The organism is Pseudomonas sp. BN102, assembly GCF_029871245.1.
In the GTDB taxonomy this organism is placed as follows: domain Bacteria; phylum Pseudomonadota; class Gammaproteobacteria; order Pseudomonadales; family Pseudomonadaceae; genus Metapseudomonas.
The window spans coordinates 89,257-106,581 of record NZ_SSON01000073.1 but is presented as its reverse complement, the minus strand read 5'-3'; the positions used below and the strand labels follow the sequence as shown (position 1 = coordinate 106,581).

Genomic DNA, 17,325 nt, shown 5'->3' with positions numbered 1-17,325 from the left:
GCGGTCCTCAGGCGGAAAGGTTCAGGCGTGCCAGCAGGCGCGACAGCCAGGGGGCGAAGCGCCACTGGGCGACGCTGAGGTGGGCCTCGCTGCCCACCGCCTGCACCGCTTTGTTGCGCTCCACCGCCTGGGCGATGCGCGTTGCCACGGTTTCGGCGCTCAGGTTGCGGCGCCGGTAGAGGCGCTGCACCTTGGCCTTGCGCTTGGCCTCGGCATCGGCGTCCAGGCCGTGGAAGCGGGTGGCCTGGATGATCCCGGTGTTGACCAGCCCCGGGCAGACGGCGGTCACCCCGATGCCCTTGCCGGCCAGCTCGGCGCGCAGGCATTCGCTGAGCATCAGCACGGCGGCCTTGCTGGTGGCGTAGGCGGCGTAGTTGCGCGAGGGCACGAAGGCGGCAGCCGAGGCGATATTGACTATGTGCCCGCCCTTGCCGGCCTCGATCATTTGTCGGGCGAACAGGCGGCAGCCGTCGATCACGCTCCAGAGGTTGACCCGCAGCAGGCGATCCCAGTCTTCGGGGCGGGTGTCGAGCATGGCGCCGGCCATGCCGATGCCGGCGTTGTTGATCACCAGGTCCGGGCAGCTGAGCTCGCTTTCCACCCAGGTGGCGAAAGCTTCCATCTGCGTGCTGTCGCTGACGTCCAGCTGCCGGGCCCAAGCCTCGGCGCCCAGGGCGCGGGCCAGTTCGGCGCTGCGCTCGGCGGCGTTCAGGTCGATGTCCGCGGCCAGCACGCTGGCGCCACGATCGGCGAATTCCAGCAGGGTGGCGCGGCCGATGCCGCCGCCCGCACCGGTCACCAGTACCAGCTTGCCGGCGAAGCTGCCGCTGCCCGGGCGCACCCTGGCCAGGCGCAGGGCGCGGCTGGCCTCGGCGCCTTCGAGGTGGTCGACGAACTCCCTGATCCAGCCGGCCAGGCGCTGCGGTTCGGCCAGCAGCTGCCAATGCCCGGCGGCCGCTTCGCGGCGCCACAGGCGCGGCACCCAGTGGTCGAGCTGCTGGAACAGCTGCGGGCGCACGAAGCGGTCGCGGGTCGGCACGATCAGCTGCACCGGTACACCGGTCGGCCGCTGGCGTGGGCCGAACAGGCTCTTGATGAAGTTGGCGCGGTAGAGCTTGACCCCGTGTTGGCCATCGGCGGCCTGGGTGAGATTGGGCTGTGCCTGGCGTACCCCTTCCAGCCGACGCAGCAGCGTCGGCCAGGCACGGGCGAGCCCCAAGTGCCAGAGCAGTTCCGGCAGCAGCGGGGTATGGAAGAAAGCGATGTACCAGGAGCTGAGCAACTGGCCTATCACCCGACCCAGGGCGCGCGGGCTCTTCTCGTTAAGGCGTGCGCGCATCCAGTGGCCGACATGGTCGAGGCAGGGACCGGAGACGGTGGTATAGGAGGCCAGCAACGGTTGGATGCGTGGCTCGGTCACCGCCTCCCAGGACTGGATCGAGCCCCAGTCGTGGGCCACCAGATGCACCGGGCGCTCGGGGCTGACGGCCTTGATCACCGCTTCCAGGTCGTTGGCCAGTCTTTCCAGCCGGTAGTCCTGTGTCTTGCGCGGGATATCCGACGCGCCGGCACCGCGTACGTCATAGGCGACTATCTGGTAGTCGGCGGCCAGCTCGCGCACCAGTGGCAGCCAGACCTCATGGCTGTCGGGGTAGCCGTGCACCAGCAGCAGGATTGGGCCGGCGGCGTTGCCCCAGCGGTAGGCGGCCAGCTCCACGCCGTCGCCCTTCACGGCGATACGCTGGGGCTCCAGTCGCAGCGGCGCGTTCATGCCGCCACCTGCTTGCCAGCGGCCTGCTGGCGGGCTTGCCACCGGCGGACATGGGGCAGGTCGTCGTCTAGCCACCAGGCGCCGTCCCCGGTCACCACCAGCAGCTCTTCGAACTTGGCGCCGACGCCGCGGAAGCCCAGGTGCGGCTCCACTGCCCAGAGGCCGGGGGTTGGCGGGTGTTCCGAGCGGCTGTTGCTCGACCAGAGCGGCGACCAGCCCTCGCGGCGGCCTGTGACCAAGGCATTCTTCGTCAGGGTGTAGATATTGCGCAGGCCGAAGCGGGCGATGGACGGGCCCTGCTGGCGTTCGCCGAGCTTCTCCACCCGGTGGGCCAGCACCTCGAAGGGGTAGGCCTTGTGCCGCGGCAGGGTGCCCTGGCGTGCGCAGAGGCTGTCCACTGCCTGGCTGACCCGGGCCAGCGGCAGGCGCTGGCGCACCAGGTCAAGGATGAGCTGGCGGTGGTCCATCAGGTCGTCCAGCAGGCGCTCCACCAGCAGGTTGCTGCCCAGGGCGCCGGAGTAGCCGATATCCGCCGTGTAGGCGCCCAGGGTCGGCGCGCAGTCGAGGATGAAGGGCATGCCTTCCTCCAGCCGCTGCTTGCCCGGATAGAAGGCCAGGTTGAAGCCGCCCAGGTGGCGCAGGCCGTCGAAGCCCTTGAAGGCGGTGCGTGGGCCGAACCAGGCGAAGGGCTGGTGGAACCAGTCGCGCACGCCGTGATCCTGCAGCCAGGTCTTCATCAGCGCGGCGGCTTCCTTCTCGCTGATCCCGGGCTTGAGTTCGCCGGCGATGGCTTCGGCGCAGCGGTAGGCCAGTTGCTGCACGTTGCGGAACTCGGACAGGTCTTGGGCGGTAAGGGCAGGGGCTGGCATGTACGATCTCCGGTTTCGGGACTGTTACATCGGTCGATGTCACGGTCATTCTTGAACAGGGAATCGGCCCTTGGCCAGACGCCGAGGCTGCCCGCCGCGGCCGCTGTTACCGCGTTACCCGAGAGGCGAAAGTCTTGGATTAGAGCGGCTGAGCGGGATTTTCAGCGCCGTCGTGAAAAGTCGCCGGGGGCAAGTCCAGCCATTGGTTGGGCCAAGCGGGACACTGTTGTTGGGGCGAGAGGGGCGGGGCTATGATCCGGCCCATGAAAAATCTCCCTTCCTTCCTCAGCAAGTTCCTCGAGCAGGCCGCCGACGCGCCGGAGACGGATGTCGAATACACGGTGGATGAACTGGCCCGCGAGGCCGGCACCACAGTGCGCAACCTGCGCGCCTACCAGGATCGCGGCTTGCTGCCGCCGCCGGAACGGCGTGGGCGGGTGGGCATCTACAATGGTGGGCATCTCGCGCGGCTGCGGCTGATCGGCCAGCTGCTGGAGCGTGGCTACGGCATCGCCAGCATCCGCGAACTGCTGGAGGCCTGGGAGCAGGGCCGCGACCTGGCCCACGTACTGGGGCTGGAGCAGGCCATAGTCGGCGCCTGGAACCAGGTGGAGCCGACCCGCCTGGGGTTCGACGAAGTGCAGGCGCTGTTCGGCGCCGACCTGACCGACGACAACATGGACCGCGCTCGCGAACTGGGCCTGATCGAGTTCGCCGGCGACCACTTGCGGGTGCTCAATCCCCAGGTATTCGGCGCCGGGGTGCAGCTCTACCGCTCGGGGATTCCGCTGGACGTGCTGCTGGATCAGTTCGCATCCATCCGCCGCCAGGTGGAGCCGGTGTCGGCCGGTATCGTGCGGATGATCGTCCAGCACCTCGTCAATCCGCTGCTTTCCACCAGCCTGCCCCATGTCAGCGAGCTGGACGAGCTGAACCGCCAGTTGCTAGCCCTGCGCCCCCTGGTGGAGCAGGTGGTGAACAGCGAACTGGCGCGTGGCCTGCAGCTCTCGGCTAATCAGGAGCTGGGCGAGCGGGTGGGGGAGTTGCTGAAGGGGTTTCTCAAGCGCTGAGGTACCCAGCGTCTGGCACGTGTTGCCAAGTCCCGCACAATAAACCCCCTCTCCCTCTGGGAGAGGGTCGGGGTGAGGGATGCCTGGTCTGGCTCGGATTCGCATGGCAGGCCTGCGGCCTGCTTGGCGAATGAATTCGCCCCTACAGGAAGAGCAGCCCGGCGTTCTCCCATCAGCACGCGCTCGGGGAGACTCAACGCAGGCTCACATGCCGGCTGATCAGCGCCCGCAGAGCCGCCGGCTTGACCGGCTTGGCCAGGTAGTCGAGGCCGGCGGCATGGACTTCGGCCACCAGTTCGGCGCGGCCGTCGGCGCTGATCACCACGCCGGGGAGAGGCTCGCCCAGGCGGGTGCGTAGCCAGGCCATGAGTTCGGTGCCGGTTTCGCCCTCGTCGAGGTGGTAGTCCACCAACGCCAGTTGCGGGCGCACGTCCTCGGCCAGCAGGTGTTCGCACTCCAGGCGGTTGCGCGCGGTCCAGACCTGGCAACCCCAGCGCGACAGCAGGCTGTGCATGCCGGTGAGGATGCTGTCTTCGTTGTCGATGCAGAGCACCTGGGTGCCGGCCAGGGCCTGGCCATTGATCTCCGCCTGCTTCTGCACCACGGGTGAGGGTTGCTGGACGCGTGCCAGCGGCACGGTGACGCTGAACACGCTGCCCTTGCCCGGCCAGGAACGCACTTCCAGCTTGTGGCCGAGCACCCGGCAGAGGCCGTCGGCGATGGCCAGGCCAAGACCCAGGCCTTTCTCGGCGCGGGTCTGGTGGCTGTCCAGGCGCTTGAACTCCTGGAAGATCACTTTGCGTTTGTCTTCGGGGATGCCCGGACCACGGTCCCAGACCTCCAGGCGCAACTGGTTGCCCTCGCGCCGCGCGCCCAGCAGCACCCGGCCCCTGGCGTAGCGGAAGGCGTTGGTGAGGAAGTTCTGCAGCACCCGACGCAGCAGCTTCATGTCGCTATCGACCCGCAGCTTGCTGCCGCGCAGGCGGAAGTCCATGCCCTGTTCCTGGGCCAGCACCTTGAATTCGGCGCCCAGGGTGTCGAACAGCGAAGCCAGCGGGAAGGCGGTGCGATCGGGGGTGACGCGACCGCTTTCCAGGCGCGAGATGTCCAGCAGGTCGGCGATCAGGTCCTCGGCCGAGCGCAGCGAGCTGTCCAGGTGGTTGACCAGTTCGCGGGCCTCGCCGGGCAGGGCATCCTGCTGGTGGCCGAGGGCGGCGGAGAACAGCCGCGCGGCGTTCAGCGGCTGCATCAGGTCATGGCTGACGGCGGCGAGGAAACGGGTCTTCGACTGGTTGGCCGATTCCGCCGTGCCCTTGGCCTCGATCAGCGCCTGGTTGAGCTTGGACAGCTCGTGGGTGCGCTCGGCGACCCGCTGTTCCAGCCCTTCGTTGGCATCCTTCAGGGCCTGCTCGGCCTGCCGGTAGGCGGTGATGTCGGTGAAGCTCATGACGAAGCCGCCGCCGGGCATGGGGTTGCCGATCAGCTCAATGACCCGGCCGTTGGGGAACAGCCGCTCGGAGGTGTGCGGCCGGCCCTGACGCATCCAGTAGAGGCGCCGGGCCACATGGGATTCCACTTCGCCGGGGCCGCAGAGGCCGCGCTCGGCGTTGTAGCGGATGATGTCGGCGATCGGTCGGCCGACGCTGATGAGGCCTTCGGGATAGTCGAAGAGTTCCAGGTAGCGTCGGTTCCAGGCCACCAGGCGCAGGGACTGGTCGACCACGCTGATGCCCTGGGTGATGTTCTCGATGGCGCCCTGCAGCAGGGCGCGGTTGAACTGCAGCACCTCGGAGGCTTCGTCGGCGATGCGCACCACGTCCTCCACCTGCATCTCGCGGCCTTCGATGGCGGCCTTTACCACGGCCCGCGCGGAGGAGGCTCCGAGCACGCCGGCGAGCAGGCGCTCGGTGTGGGTGATCCAGTCCTGGTTGGCGTTCTGTTCCGGGTTGAAGCTGATCCCCGAACGGTAGGCGAAGCGGATGAAGCTCTGCCGTGCGCGCTCTTCGCCGACGAAGCGCGAGGCGAGCATCAGCAGGTCATTCACCTGGACCGCCAGCAGCGAGCGGGAGCTGGTGCGGGCCGAGACCTGCTGGCCGATGAAGCGGCTGGCCTGCCAGTGCTCGGAGACACGGGTGCGGGAGAACACCGAGACCCAGGCGAAGAGAATCCAGTTGCCGGCCAGCGACAGGACCACGCCCTGGGTCAGGGGCTCGATCGGCAGATCCAGGGGGTTGTTCACCAGCCAGGCCAGGCCGGGGAAGTTCTCCAGCGGCCAGCCCAGGCCGCGGGCCACCACCGGCAACACCAGGGTATAGGCCCAGAGGGCGGCGCCAGCGGCGAGGCCGGCGAACACGCCGCGGCGGTTGGCCTGCTTCCAGAACAGCGCGCCGATCATCGCCGGGCCGAGCTGGGCGATGGAGGCGAAGGCGATCTGGCCGATGGTCGCCAGGCTCGCGGTGGAGCCAAGCAGGCGGTAGCTGACGTAGCCGAGCAGGATGATCACGACGATGCTCACCCGGCGCACCGAGAGCATCCAGTGACGGAACGCCTCGAAGGGCCGCTCGGCGTTCTGCCGGCGCAGCAGCCAGGGCAGCAGCATGTCGTTGGAAACCATGGTGGACAGCGCCACGGCTTCCACGATGACCATGCCAGTGGCGGCCGAGGCGCCGCCGATGAAGGCCAGGAGCGCCAGGGCAGGGTGGGCCTCGGCCAGCGGCAGGCTGATGACGAAGGAGTCCGGGATCACGCCGCTGGGAAGCAGCATCTGCCCGGCCAGGGCGATGGGCACCACGAAGAGCGCGGCCAGGGCCAGGTAGATGGGGAAGACCCAGCGCGCCTGGCGCAGGTCCTTCGGCTCGATGTTCTCCACCACTGTGACGTGGAATTGCCGGGGCAGGCAGATGATGGCGAGCATGGCCAGGCCGGTCTGCACCAGCATCGAGGACCAGTCCAGCGACTGCGACCAGTAGTGCTCCAGCTGCGGGGCGCTGCGGGCGCGAGTGAAGAGGTCGTCGAAACCGTCGAACAGGCCGAAGGTGACGTAGGCGCCCACTGCGAGGAAGGCCAGCAGCTTGACCAGCGACTCGAAGGCGATGGCCAGTACCATGCCGCGGTGGTGCTCGGTGGCGTCGAGGTTGCGGGTACCGAAGAGGATGGTGAACAGGGCCAGGACCAGGGACACGATGAGCGCCGTGTCCTGGGCGCGGGTGCCGGAGGATTCCGCGCCCGAGCCGATCAGCAGGTTCACCCCGAGGACGATACCCTTGAGCTGCAGGGCGATGTAGGGCAGCACGCTGACCAGGCAGATTAGCGCCACCACCACCGCCAGGGACTGCGACTTGCCGTAGCGCGCGGCGATGAAGTCGGCAATGGAGGTGATGTTCTCCTGCTTGCTGATCAGGACCATCTTCTGCACCACCCAGGGCGCGACCAGGAGCAGCAGGATGGGGCCGAGGTAGATGGGCAGGAAGTTCCAGACCTGCCCGGCGGCCTGGCCGACCGCGCCGAAGAAGGTCCAGCTGGTGCAGTAGACCGCCAGTGACAGGCTGTAGACCCAGGCGCGCATGCGTGGCGACAGCGGCGCGCTGCGGCGGTCCCCATAGAAGGCTATGGCGAAGAGGACGGCCATGTAGAGGAAGGCGACCGTGGCGATCAGCCCGCTGGACAACGACATTGCAACTCCCGGGTAACACGCTGGCGGGTCAGAACCGCCGGATTCGACTTCCAGCAGTTTCGCACCAAAGCCGTCAGTTCGTCAGGCGCCTGCGACCAAGGTCGCAGGCGCTCTTGAGCCCCCGCTCCGGGGCTGCTAGCGTGCTGCTTCGCCCGCGCCGTTCCGTTCGTCTCGCGCGGGGTCCTGCACGGCACTTCCGCTTCCCGCGACGTTCTCATCCGGCAGGGTTCTTTCGCCTGAGGAGGGCGCAGATGTTCAAGCCACAACCGGTCACCTTGCAGCGCGGCGCCCTGCGCCTCGATCCGCTGGCGGAGGTCGATATTCCCGGGCTGGTGACCCTGGCCGAGGCCAACCGCGATGCCCTGATTTACATGAGCGGCCCGCTGCGCCCCGACTGGTACCGCCAGGGCTTGGCCGCCCAGCGTGAGGAGCAGGCGGTGGTCTTCGCCATCCGCCTGGGCGACAGCCTGGTGGGTACCACGCGCTTCGCCGACTTCATGCCCAACCTGCCGGCCGCCGAGATCGGCTGGACCTGGCTGGCCAGCGGCGAGCACGGCAGCGGCCTGAACGCCTCGATCAAGTACCTGATGCTGCGCCACGCCTTTGAGGAGTGGCAGTTGGTGCGCGTACAGCTGAAGACCGCCGCCAGCAACCTGCGCTCCCAGCGCGCCATCGAGAAGCTCGGTGCCCAGCGCGAAGGCCTCCTGCGCAACCACCGCCGCCTGGCCGACGGGCGCCTCGACGACAGCGTGCTCTACAGCATCACCGACCGCGACTGGCCGGAGGTGAAACAACGCCTGGAGGCGCTGTTCAGCGCATAGGCCATGGGCGAGCCCCGGGAGAACGCCCATTTCTGGCAGGCAGGTCATCTGGGTGGCCTGGAGCTGCTGTCCGCGCGCTACATCGAGCATCGCTTCGCGCCCCATGTGCATGACGGCTACGCCATCGCCGTGATCGAAGCTGGCGCGGAGCGCTATCGCTATCGCGGCGTCGATCACCTGGCGCCGGCCGGCAGCCTGGCGCTGATCAACCCGGATGAGGTGCACACCGGCTCCAAGGGCCATGACGAGGGCTGGCGCTATCGGGTGTTCTACCCGGAAGCCGCGCAGGTCCGCGCCGTGCTGGACGAGCTGGAACTGTCCGTCGCCGGTCTGCCGGCCTTGCGCGGCAGCGTCCATCGTGACCTCGACCTGGTGCAGGGCTTCCTCAGCCTGCATCGCCTGCTGGAAGGCCAGGCCAGCGCGCTGGAGCAGCAGACGGCCTGGCGCGAAGCCCTGCTGGCGCTGTTCCGCCGCCATGCGCAGCTGCCGGAGCCCGGCATGCCCGGCCGCGAGCCCCTGGCCGTGCTGAGGGCCAAGGATCTGCTGCGCGAGCGCCTGGCCGAGCCGCCGTCCCTGGAGGAGCTGGCCGCTGCGGTCAGCCTCTCGCCCTTCCATTTCGCCCGCACCTTCCGCCGCGCCACCGGCCTGCCGCCCCATGCCTGGCTCAAGCAGCAGCGCCTGGACCAGGCCCGCGCGCTGCTCAAGGCCGGCTGTGCGCCGGGTAATGTGGCGGCGCAGCTGGGTTTCGCCGACCAGAGCCATCTGACCCGGCAGTTCAAACAGGCCTACGGGGTGGCTCCGGGCGAATACCGCAACGCCTGCGCAAGATCGTTCAAGACGCCCTGATGGAGAGCCGCTAGTCTGCCGGGACAAGGAGGCCCCATGTCCCGTTCCGCAGAATTCGTCCACGGCGCCCGCGATATCGTCCCGATGATCGTCGGCGCCATTCCCTTCGGCATCATCTTCGGCACCCTGGCCGGCGGTGCCGGGCTGTCCGCCTGGCAGGCCATGGGCATGTCGCTGCTGGTGTTCGCCGGCTCGTCGCAGTTCATCGCCATCACCCTGCTCAGCGGCGGCGCCGGGGCGGCGGTGGTGCTGCTCACCACCTTGGTGGTCAACCTGCGCCACGCGCTCTACAGCGCCACCCTGCAACCCTTCGTCCGCCACCTGCCGACCCGCTGGCGCATGCCGCTGGCCTTCTGGCTGACGGACGAAGCCTTCGCCGTGGTCCAGCACCGCTATGCGGAGAAGGACGACTCGCCGCACAAGCACTGGTACTTCCTCGGCGCGGCCCTGGCCATGTACCTGAACTGGCAGCTGTGCACCCTGGTGGGGGTGATCTTCGGCCAGGCGGTGCCCAACCTGGCGGCCTGGGGGCTGGACTTCGCCATGCTCGCCACCTTCATCGGCATCGTGGTGCCGATGCTGCGCAATCGGCCCCAGGTGGCCGCGGCGCTGGTGGCCGGCGCCGTGGCGCTGGCCTGCCAGGGCCTGCCGTACAAGCTGGGGCTCATGGCCGCCGCCCTCAGCGGTATTGCCGTGGGCGTGGTGCTGGAGCGGCGTTATCGACTCGATCTGCTGGGGGAGGACATCTCATGCAAACCTGGAGCCTGATCATCGGCATGGCGGCAATCACCTTCGCCATCCGCTACAGCCTGTTCGCCTGGCCCAACCTGAGCTTCCCGCCGGTGGTACGCCAGGGCCTGCACTACGTGCCGACGGCCGTGCTCACCGCCATCGTGGTACCCGGCATGCTCATGCCCGATGGCGAGCATTTCCACCTGGCACTGGACAACGCCTACCTGTTGGCGGGTTTGGGCACCATCCTGATCGCCGCGCTCAGCCGCCACCTGCTGGCGACCATTCTCGGCGGCCTGGTGCTGTTCTTCCTGTTGCGCTGGGCCCTGGGGCAGTTGCCGGTCTAGTTCGACGGCGTGCGGCGGCTCGCCCCGGCGGCGGGTTCGCGCTTATATGATCCAGCTTGGAAAAAAGTTCTATTTGTAAATCATTCGTATATGCGCTTGACAGTTCTTCACGTATAGTTGCGCCCCTTTCTGGCCGGCCTTGGCCATTCCTGGGGGCAAGTCATGCAGTCTGTCATCAAGCTTTCTCGCCTGGCGCTGGGTATAGCGTTGGGCATCACCTCGTACGCCGGCGTCGCCGCCGAAACCATGGAGCTGGGTAACGTCGAAGTCGTCGGCGACTGGCTGGGCGAGGCCAAGAACGAGGATGTGAAGAACCACGCCGGCGCGCGTACCGTGATCCGCGAGCAGACCATCAAGGAAAGCGGTGCCAGCAACGTGCGAGAAGTGCTGCGCCGGGTACCCGGCGTGCAGGTGCAGGACAGCAACGGCACCGGCGGTAGCGATATTTCCCTGAACGTCGGCGTGCGCGGCCTGACTTCGCGCCTGTCGCCGCGCTCCACCATCCTCCAGGACGGCATACCGCTGGCCGTGGCGCCCTATGGCCAACCGCAGCTGTCCCTGGCGCCGACCTCGCTGGGCAACATCGAGTCCATCGACGTCGTGCGCGGCGGCGGCTCCGTACGCTACGGCCCGCAGAACGTCGGCGGCATCATCAACTTCGTCACCCGCGGGATTCCCGAGGAGATGGTTCGCGATCTGAGCTTCCAGACCGAATCCGCGCCGGCCCAGGGCGGCTTCTACAACAAGAGCAGCGCCTTCATCGGCGGCACCGCCGACAACGGCCTGGGCATGGCCCTGCTGTACTCCGGCGTGCGCGGCGACACCTATCGCGACCACAGCGATACCGAGATCGACGATGTGATGCTGAAGGCCAAGTACAAGCTCAGCGACATCGACGAGCTGTACGGTAGCCTGCAGTACTTCGAGGCCGACGCCGACATGCCTGGCGGCCTGACCGCTGCCGAGTTCGAGGCCGACCCCTATCAGTCCAGCCGGCCCTTCGACCGCTTCGACGGTGAGCGCAAGCAGGCGGTGCTGAAGTACACCCGCACTCCGGACTCCGACCGCACGTTCGAGATCACCACCTTCTACAACACCAGTTCCCGTGGCAGCACCCTGACCAACGGCAACCCGCAGAAGATGACCTGGCTGCGCAAGTTCCCCCGCGAGTACGAGGTGTTCGGCATCGAGCCGCGCTATTCGCAGATATTCCTGCTGGGCGAGAGCAGCCACGAAGTGGGCGTCGGCTACCGCTACATGGAAGAGGACTCCCAGGAGAAGCGCTACGACCGCAACTTCGCAGCCGGCGCCAATCCCTGGAGCGTGCAGAAGCGACTGGCCACCTACAACACCGCGGCCACCGAGGCCCATGCCGCCTACATCGACGACCGCATCGACGTCGGCAACTGGACCATCACCCCCGGCGTGCGCTACGAGCAGGTGCGCGTGACCTCCGACAACCACCTGACCGGCGACCGCCGCGAGCAGCGCTTCAGCGAGCCGTTGCCATCGCTGAATACCATGTATCACCTGTCCGAGGCCTGGAAGCTGTTCGCCAACTACAACACCTCGTTCGGCAGTATCCAGCACATCCAGCTGTCTCAGGACGACGACAACCTGACCGCCGAGAAGGCCCATACTTACGAGCTGGGTACGCGCTACGACGACGGTATCTGGACCGCCGAGCTGACGTACTTCCACATCCTCTTCGAGGACCAGCTGGAAATCGTTCCGGGTTCCCAGCCGAGCGCCTGGGCCAACGCCGGGGAAACCCGCCACCGTGGTTTCGAGATGGCCGGCAGCTACGAGTTCGCCGCCCTCGACCCGCGCCTGGCCGGGCTTTCCGCCTACGCCTCGCTGGCGCTGACCAAGGCCACCCGTGAGGAGGGCGAGAACCAGGGCAACGACCTGCCGTTCTATTCCCGCCAGGTCGCCACCCTCGGCCTGCGCTACGCCACCGGCCCCTGGACCTGGAACCTGGATGGCTACGCCCAGTCCCGCCAGTTTGCCGACTCGGCCAACACCCGTCCGGAAAGCGCCAACGGCTCCCTCGGCGAGATTCCCGGCTACGGCTTCTGGAACGGCCGCGGCGAGTACGCCTTCGGTCCGCAACTGGCGAACCTGAAGGTGGCGGTCGGGGTGAAGAACATCTTCGATCGCCAGTACTACACCCGCTCCACCGACAACAACCTCGGTAAGTACCTGGGCCAGCCGCGGACCCTGTACCTGCAGACCAGCGTGGCCTTCTGAGGCCTGTGCTGAATGGAAAAGGGCGCCTTCTGGCGCCCTTTTTCATTCAGGGGCCGGATCTGTCCCTGGTGGGAACGAATTCTTTCGCGAATTGGCTATGGGGATGTGGCTTTCAGCCACCGTCCTGCTGTCCAATCAGCGACGTGCGGTTTGAGTCGCACGGGGCTATTCCACTGCCAACCACCAGGTACCAAGGAAGATGAGCCAACACTCGCAATTCGCCCTGCTGGGCACCCGGCGGTTCCTGCCGTTCTTCGTGACTCAGCTGCTCGGTGCCTTCAACGACAACATCTTCAAGCAGTCACTGATCCTCGCCATTCTCTACAAGCTGAGCATCGCCGGGGACAAGGGCATCTTCACCAACCTCTGCGCCCTCCTGTTCATCCTGCCGTTCTTCCTCTTTTCCGCCCTGGGCGGGCAGTTCGGCGAGAAGTTCGCCAAGGATGCGCTGATCCGCGCCATCAAGCTGGCGGAAGTGGCGATCATGGCCGTGGGCGCGCTGGGCTTCTTTTTCGACAGCCTGCCGCTGCTGTACCTCGCGCTGTTCGCCATGGGCACCCACTCGGCACTGTTCGGCCCGGTGAAGTATTCGATCCTGCCCCAGGTGCTGCGCGAGGACGAGCTGGTGGGCGGCAACGCGCTGGTGGAAATGGGCACCTTCCTGGCCATTCTCGCCGGCACCATCAGCGCCGGCCTGATGATGTCCGCCGAGCGCTACGAGCCGTTGGTGGCCTGCGCCATCGTCCTCACCGCCAGCCTGGGCTACCTGGCCAGCCGCGGCATTCCCCGCGCGGCGGCGGCGCTGCCGGAGCTTGCGCTGGACTGGAACATCTTCCGCCAGTCCTGGCGGATCATGCGCCTGGGGCTGGGCCAGCGGCCGTCGGTGTCGCGATCGCTGGTGGGCAACTCCTGGTTCTGGTTCCTCGGCGCGGTCTACCTGACGCAGATCCCGGCCTATTCCAAGGAGTTGCTGTACGGCGACGAGAGCGTGGTGACCCTGATCCTCACGGTGTTCTCGGTGGGCATCGCCCTGGGTTCGATGCTCTGCGAGCGGCTGTCGGGAGGCAAGGTGGAGATCGGCCTGGTGCCTTTCGGTTCCATCGGCCTGACCCTCTTCGGCCTGCTGCTCTGGTGGCACTCCGGCGACTTCCCGCAGGGCGCCGCGCCCCATGACTGGCTGGCGCTACTGGGCCATGGCCAGGCCTGGCTGATCCTTGGCGACATCCTCGGCATCGGCCTGTTCGGCGGCTTCTACATCGTGCCGCTCTATGCCCTGATCCAGGCGCGCACAGCGGAGAACGAGCGCGCCCGGGTGATCGCCGCGAACAACATCCTCAACGCGCTGTTCATGGTGGTCTCGGCGATCGCCTCGATCCTCTTCCTCAGCGTTGCCGGGCTGTCGATCCCGGAACTGTTCCTGGTGGTGTCGCTGATGAACGTCGCGGTGAACAGCTACATCTTCAAGATCGTCCCCGAATTCACCATGCGCTTCCTGGTCTGGCTCCTTGGCCATTCCCTGTACCGGGTCGAGCACAGGGGGCTGGAGGCGATTCCCGAGGAAGGGCCGGCGGTGCTGGTGTGCAACCATGTGTCCTTCGTCGACGCCCTGCTGATCGGCGGCGCGGTGCGGAGGCCGGTGCGCTTTGTCATGTACTACAAGATCTACCAGCTGCCGGTGCTGAATTTCATCTTCCGCACCGCCGGCACCGTGCCCATCGCCGCGCGGCACGAGGACCTGTTGGTCTACGACGCCGCGTTCAAGAAGATCGCCGAGTACCTGCGCAACGGTGAGGTGGTGTGCATCTTCCCCGAGGGCAAGCTGACCGGCGACGGCGAACTGAACGAGTTCAAGGGCGGCATCGAGCGCATCCTCGAGGAGAACCCGGTGCCGGTGATCCCCATGGCCCTGCAGGGGCTCTGGGGCAGCTTCTTCAGCCGCGATCCGGCCAAGGGCTTCTTCAAGCGCTTCTGGTCGCGCATCCGCCTGGTGGCCGGTACGCCGCTGCTGCCGGAGCGCGCTGACCGCCAGACCTTGCAGTTGCAGGTGGCCGAGTTGCGTGGCGACGCGCGCTAGGTTCGACACCCATGAAAAAGCCCGCCGATCGGCGGGCTTTTTCATGGCGGGATTCTCAGTGGCTGAGCTTCAGACCGATCAGGCCGCCGATGATCAGCGCCACGCTGAGCAGGCGCACCAGCGCCATGGATTCGCCGAACAGGATGACGCCGGCGATCACGGTGCCCACGGCGCCGACGCCGGTCCAGATGGCGTAGGCGGTGCCCAGCGGCAGCTCCTTCATCGCCAGGCCAAGCAGGCCCAGGCTGACGGCCATGGCGGCGACGGTGAGGGTGGTAGGCAGCGGGCGGCTGAAGCCCTCGGTGTACTTCAGGCCAACGGCCCAACCCACCTCGAACAGGCCGGCAAAAAAGAGAATGATCCAGGACATGATGGCCTCCAAACGAACTACAGGTTTTGGGGCCGTCCCCGGATGATCACTGCGCGAGTGGCAAGGTCGTCCTTGCGCTGCGCAGTATTTTGCACATCCTGACTGTCTGGGCAAGTCCTGCGGATGGGCGGACTCGGGGTTCAGTCCTCCATGCGCCGGTAGACCGCCGCCAGCAGGGAGCCGGAGAGGTTGTGCCAGACGCTGAACAGTGCACTGGGCACCGCGGCCAGGGGCGAGAAGTGGGCGCTAGCCAGGGCGGCGCCGAGCCCCGAGTTCTGCATGCCGACTTCGATGGACAGTGTCTTGCGCTGGGCCAGGGGCAAGCCGCAGAGGCGCCCGGCCAGGTAGCCCAGGGCCAGGCCGAGGCCGTTGTGCAGGATGACCACGGCCATGATCAGCAGACCGGACTCGGCGATCTTCGCCTGGCTGGCGGCCACGATCGATGCCACGAGCGCGACGATGCAGATCACCGATGCCAGCGGCAACACGTCGACCGCCACGCGCACCCTGTCTCCCAGCAGGCGCTGGGCCACCAGGCCGAGGGCGATGGGCAGCACCACCACCTGCAGGATGGACGTGAACAACGCGCCGAACTGCACCGGCAGCCAGGCCGTGGCCAACAGCCAGATGAGGGCCGGCGTTACCAGCGGGGCGAGGAGTGTGGTTGCCCCGGTGATGGCCACCGACAGGGCGACATCGCCGCGGGCGAACCAGGTGATTACGTTGGATGCGGTGCCGCCTGGGCAGCAGCCGACCAGGATGACGCCAACGGCGATTTCCGGCGGCAGTTGCAGCAATTTGCAGAGCAGCCAGGCCAGTCCCGGCATGATGATGAACTGGGCGAGGACGCCGATCAGTACCCGCAGCGGGCGTCGGATCACCTCGCGGAAGTCTTCGGTCCTGAGGGTCAGGCCCATGCCGAACATGATCAGGCCGAGCAACGGAACCAGCCAGTGGATCACAGGCAGGAACCAGGCGGGCTGGTAGAAGGCCAGCACCGCGAACAGCAGAATCCACAGGGCGAAGGTGTTGCCGACGAAGCGGCTGAAGGTGACGAGGGCGTGCATGGCGCCTCCTTCTCTTCATTGTGAAAGCGCCGGCTCGGGGCCGGCGCTCGGGAGGGTCAGACGCCCTGCGGGATCTCTTCGCCGCCGAGGGCTTCGAAGAGCTGGGGGATGAACTCCACCAGGGTCAGCATCATCAGGGTAAAGCTGGCGTCGAGCTGGCTGAGGGAGTCGTCGCCGCCATCCTGCTCGGCCTTCTCCTGCAGCAGGTCCTCGAAGCGCAGGCGCTTGATTACCAGCTTGTCGTCGAGGATGAAGGACAGCTTGTCCTGCCAGGCCAGGGATAGCTGGGTGACCAGCTTGCCGGAGGTCAGGTGCAGCTGGATCTCGTCGCTGGTCAGGTCTTGGCGCTTGCAGCGCACAACGCCGCCGTCTTCATCGGTGTCCCGCAGTTCGCACTCGTCGAGCACGTAGAAGTCGCTGGCGGCTTCCTGGGTCTGGACCCACTGGGTGAGGGTGGCAGTGGGGGCGATCTTCACCGAGGCGGGGCGCACCGGCAGCGAGCCGATGGCTTCACGCAGGGTGCTCAGCAGGTCTTCGGCGCGCTTCGGGCTGGAGGCGTCGACCAGGATCAGGCCCTGGGCCGGGGCGATGGCGGCGAAGGTGGCGGACTTGCGGATGAAGGCGCGCGGCAGGAAGCTCTGGACGATCTCGTCCTTCAGCTGGTCGCGCTCCTTCTTGTAGACCTTGCGCATCTGCTCGGCTTCGATCTCGTCGACCTTCTCCTTCAGCGCATCGCGAACGACGCTACCGGGGAGAATGCGTTCTTCCTTGCGTGCGGCGACCAGGAAGAAGCCTTCGCTGACATGCACCAGCGGCGCATCCGGGCCCTTGCCGAAGGGCGCCACGAAACCGTAGGTGGTCAGCTCCTGGCTGGCGCAAGGGCGGGCCGGCTTGGTGGCCAGCGCGGCTTCCAGCGCCTCGGCATCGACGTTCATATCCTGGGTGAGGCGATAGACAAGCAGGTTGCGGAACCACATAGGGGTAAAACCTCCGGACACAAAGCGCGCATTATTCTCGTCGGGAGGCTCCAGGCCAACCCTGAGCTAACCCTTTGGAAGGCATGAGAATTTTTTTTTGAATTGGGGCTTGCCAGGGTCCGGATACCGCTCTAGAATGCGCCCCACTTCGAGAGTGAAGGGTGATTAGCTCAGCCGGGAGAGCATCTGCCTTACAAGCAGAGGGTCGGCGGTTCGATCCCGTCATCACCCACCAATCTCGCAGTTACGCGCAGCGGTAGTTCAGTCGGTTAGAATACCGGCCTGTCACGCCGGGGGTCGCGGGTTCGAGTCCCGTCCGCTGCGCCATATTCGAAAGCCCTCAGGTAATGCCTGGGGGTTTTTCATTTAGTGTGCGGTCCCGCGTTGGACGCATCAGGGTGATTAGCTCAGCCGGGAGAGCATCTGCCTTACAAGCAGAGGGTCGGCGGTTCGATCCC

The 17,325-nt window shown here is 66.9% G+C and carries 13 protein-coding genes and 2 tRNA genes; 9 read left to right on the top strand and 6 right to left on the bottom strand.

Translation table 11 applies throughout. The features are described 5' to 3' along the window. Nucleotides 1-7: 7 nt before the first annotated feature. Nucleotides 8-1,771 carry an SDR family oxidoreductase gene (locus E8F12_RS19825; protein WP_280326903.1) on the bottom strand — a complete coding sequence of 588 codons (1,764 nt, stop codon included), beginning with the start codon at nt 1,769-1,771 and terminating at the stop codon, nt 8-10. Beyond that, a complete protein-coding gene (locus E8F12_RS19820) occupies nt 1,768-2,640 on the bottom strand; it encodes a M24 family metallopeptidase (RefSeq protein WP_280326902.1) in 873 nt (290 codons plus the stop codon). The genes E8F12_RS19825 and E8F12_RS19820 overlap by 4 nt, the downstream gene beginning before the upstream one ends. A 263-nt stretch (nt 2,641-2,903) precedes the next feature. Between E8F12_RS19820 and E8F12_RS19815 the strand changes: the two genes are divergently transcribed. Further along, nucleotides 2,904-3,710: a MerR family transcriptional regulator gene (locus tag E8F12_RS19815; protein WP_280326901.1), complete on the top strand. Its 807-nt coding sequence runs from the start codon at nt 2,904-2,906 to the stop codon at nt 3,708-3,710. A 193-nt stretch (nt 3,711-3,903) separates the two neighbouring features. On the opposite strand, the gene E8F12_RS19810 is transcribed toward E8F12_RS19815, so the two are convergent. Then, a complete protein-coding gene (locus E8F12_RS19810) occupies nt 3,904-7,383 on the bottom strand; it encodes a NahK/ErcS family hybrid sensor histidine kinase/response regulator (RefSeq protein ID WP_280326900.1) in 3,480 nt (1,159 codons plus the stop codon). Nucleotides 7,384-7,634: 251 nt separating this feature from the next. On the opposite strand from E8F12_RS19810, the gene E8F12_RS19805 reads away from it, so the two are divergent. The 6 genes from E8F12_RS19805 to E8F12_RS19780 all read left to right on the top strand — a co-directional run bounded on the left by E8F12_RS19805 (nt 7,635) and on the right by E8F12_RS19780 (nt 14,453). After that, entirely contained in the window at nt 7,635-8,204 is a 570-nt protein-coding gene (locus E8F12_RS19805) for a GNAT family protein (protein WP_280326899.1), read from the top strand. Between the two features lie 3 nt (nt 8,205-8,207). Further along, nucleotides 8,208-9,050 carry an AraC family transcriptional regulator gene (locus tag E8F12_RS19800; protein WP_280326898.1) on the top strand — a complete coding sequence of 281 codons (843 nt, stop codon included), beginning with the start codon at nt 8,208-8,210 and terminating at the stop codon, nt 9,048-9,050. A 36-nt stretch (nt 9,051-9,086) separates the two neighbouring features. Continuing rightward, nucleotides 9,087-9,818, top strand: a complete 732-nt coding sequence (locus E8F12_RS19795) for an AzlC family ABC transporter permease (protein ID WP_280326897.1) — start codon at nt 9,087-9,089, stop codon at nt 9,816-9,818. Continuing rightward, nucleotides 9,800-10,129, top strand: coding sequence for an AzlD domain-containing protein (locus tag E8F12_RS19790; RefSeq protein WP_280326896.1), 330 nt, complete (start codon nt 9,800-9,802; stop codon nt 10,127-10,129). The genes E8F12_RS19795 and E8F12_RS19790 overlap by 19 nt, the downstream gene beginning before the upstream one ends. Nucleotides 10,130-10,291: 162 nt before the next feature. Further along, the gene (locus tag E8F12_RS19785) at nt 10,292-12,379 is read left to right on the top strand and encodes a TonB-dependent siderophore receptor (protein ID WP_280326895.1); all 2,088 of its coding nucleotides are present in this window, start codon (nt 10,292-10,294) and stop codon (nt 12,377-12,379) included. A gap of 199 nt (nt 12,380-12,578) precedes the next feature. Further along, complete coding sequence (locus E8F12_RS19780; RefSeq protein WP_280326894.1) at nt 12,579-14,453, top strand: MFS transporter; 1,875 nt, start codon at nt 12,579-12,581, stop codon at nt 14,451-14,453. Between the two features lie 55 nt (nt 14,454-14,508). Here the strand turns inward: E8F12_RS19780 and sugE are convergent, their stop codons facing one another. The 3 genes from sugE to rdgC form a co-directional block, all read right to left on the bottom strand. Next, complete coding sequence (gene sugE, locus E8F12_RS19775; protein WP_280289861.1) at nt 14,509-14,823, bottom strand: quaternary ammonium compound efflux SMR transporter SugE; 315 nt, start codon at nt 14,821-14,823, stop codon at nt 14,509-14,511. Between the two features lie 140 nt (nt 14,824-14,963). Further along, nucleotides 14,964-15,890, bottom strand: coding sequence for a bile acid:sodium symporter family protein (locus tag E8F12_RS19770; protein ID WP_280326893.1), 927 nt, complete (start codon nt 15,888-15,890; stop codon nt 14,964-14,966). Nucleotides 15,891-15,946: 56 nt separating this feature from the next. Beyond that, a complete protein-coding gene (gene rdgC, locus E8F12_RS19765) occupies nt 15,947-16,867 on the bottom strand; it encodes a recombination-associated protein RdgC (protein ID WP_280326892.1) in 921 nt (306 codons plus the stop codon). A gap of 159 nt (nt 16,868-17,026) precedes the next feature. On the opposite strand from rdgC, the gene E8F12_RS19760 reads away from it, so the two are divergent. Further along, nucleotides 17,027-17,102 (top strand) — tRNA-Val (locus tag E8F12_RS19760). Nucleotides 17,103-17,117: 15 nt separating this feature from the next. Beyond that, a tRNA-Asp gene (locus E8F12_RS19755) sits at nt 17,118-17,194 on the top strand. Nucleotides 17,195-17,325 lie beyond the last annotated feature (131 nt).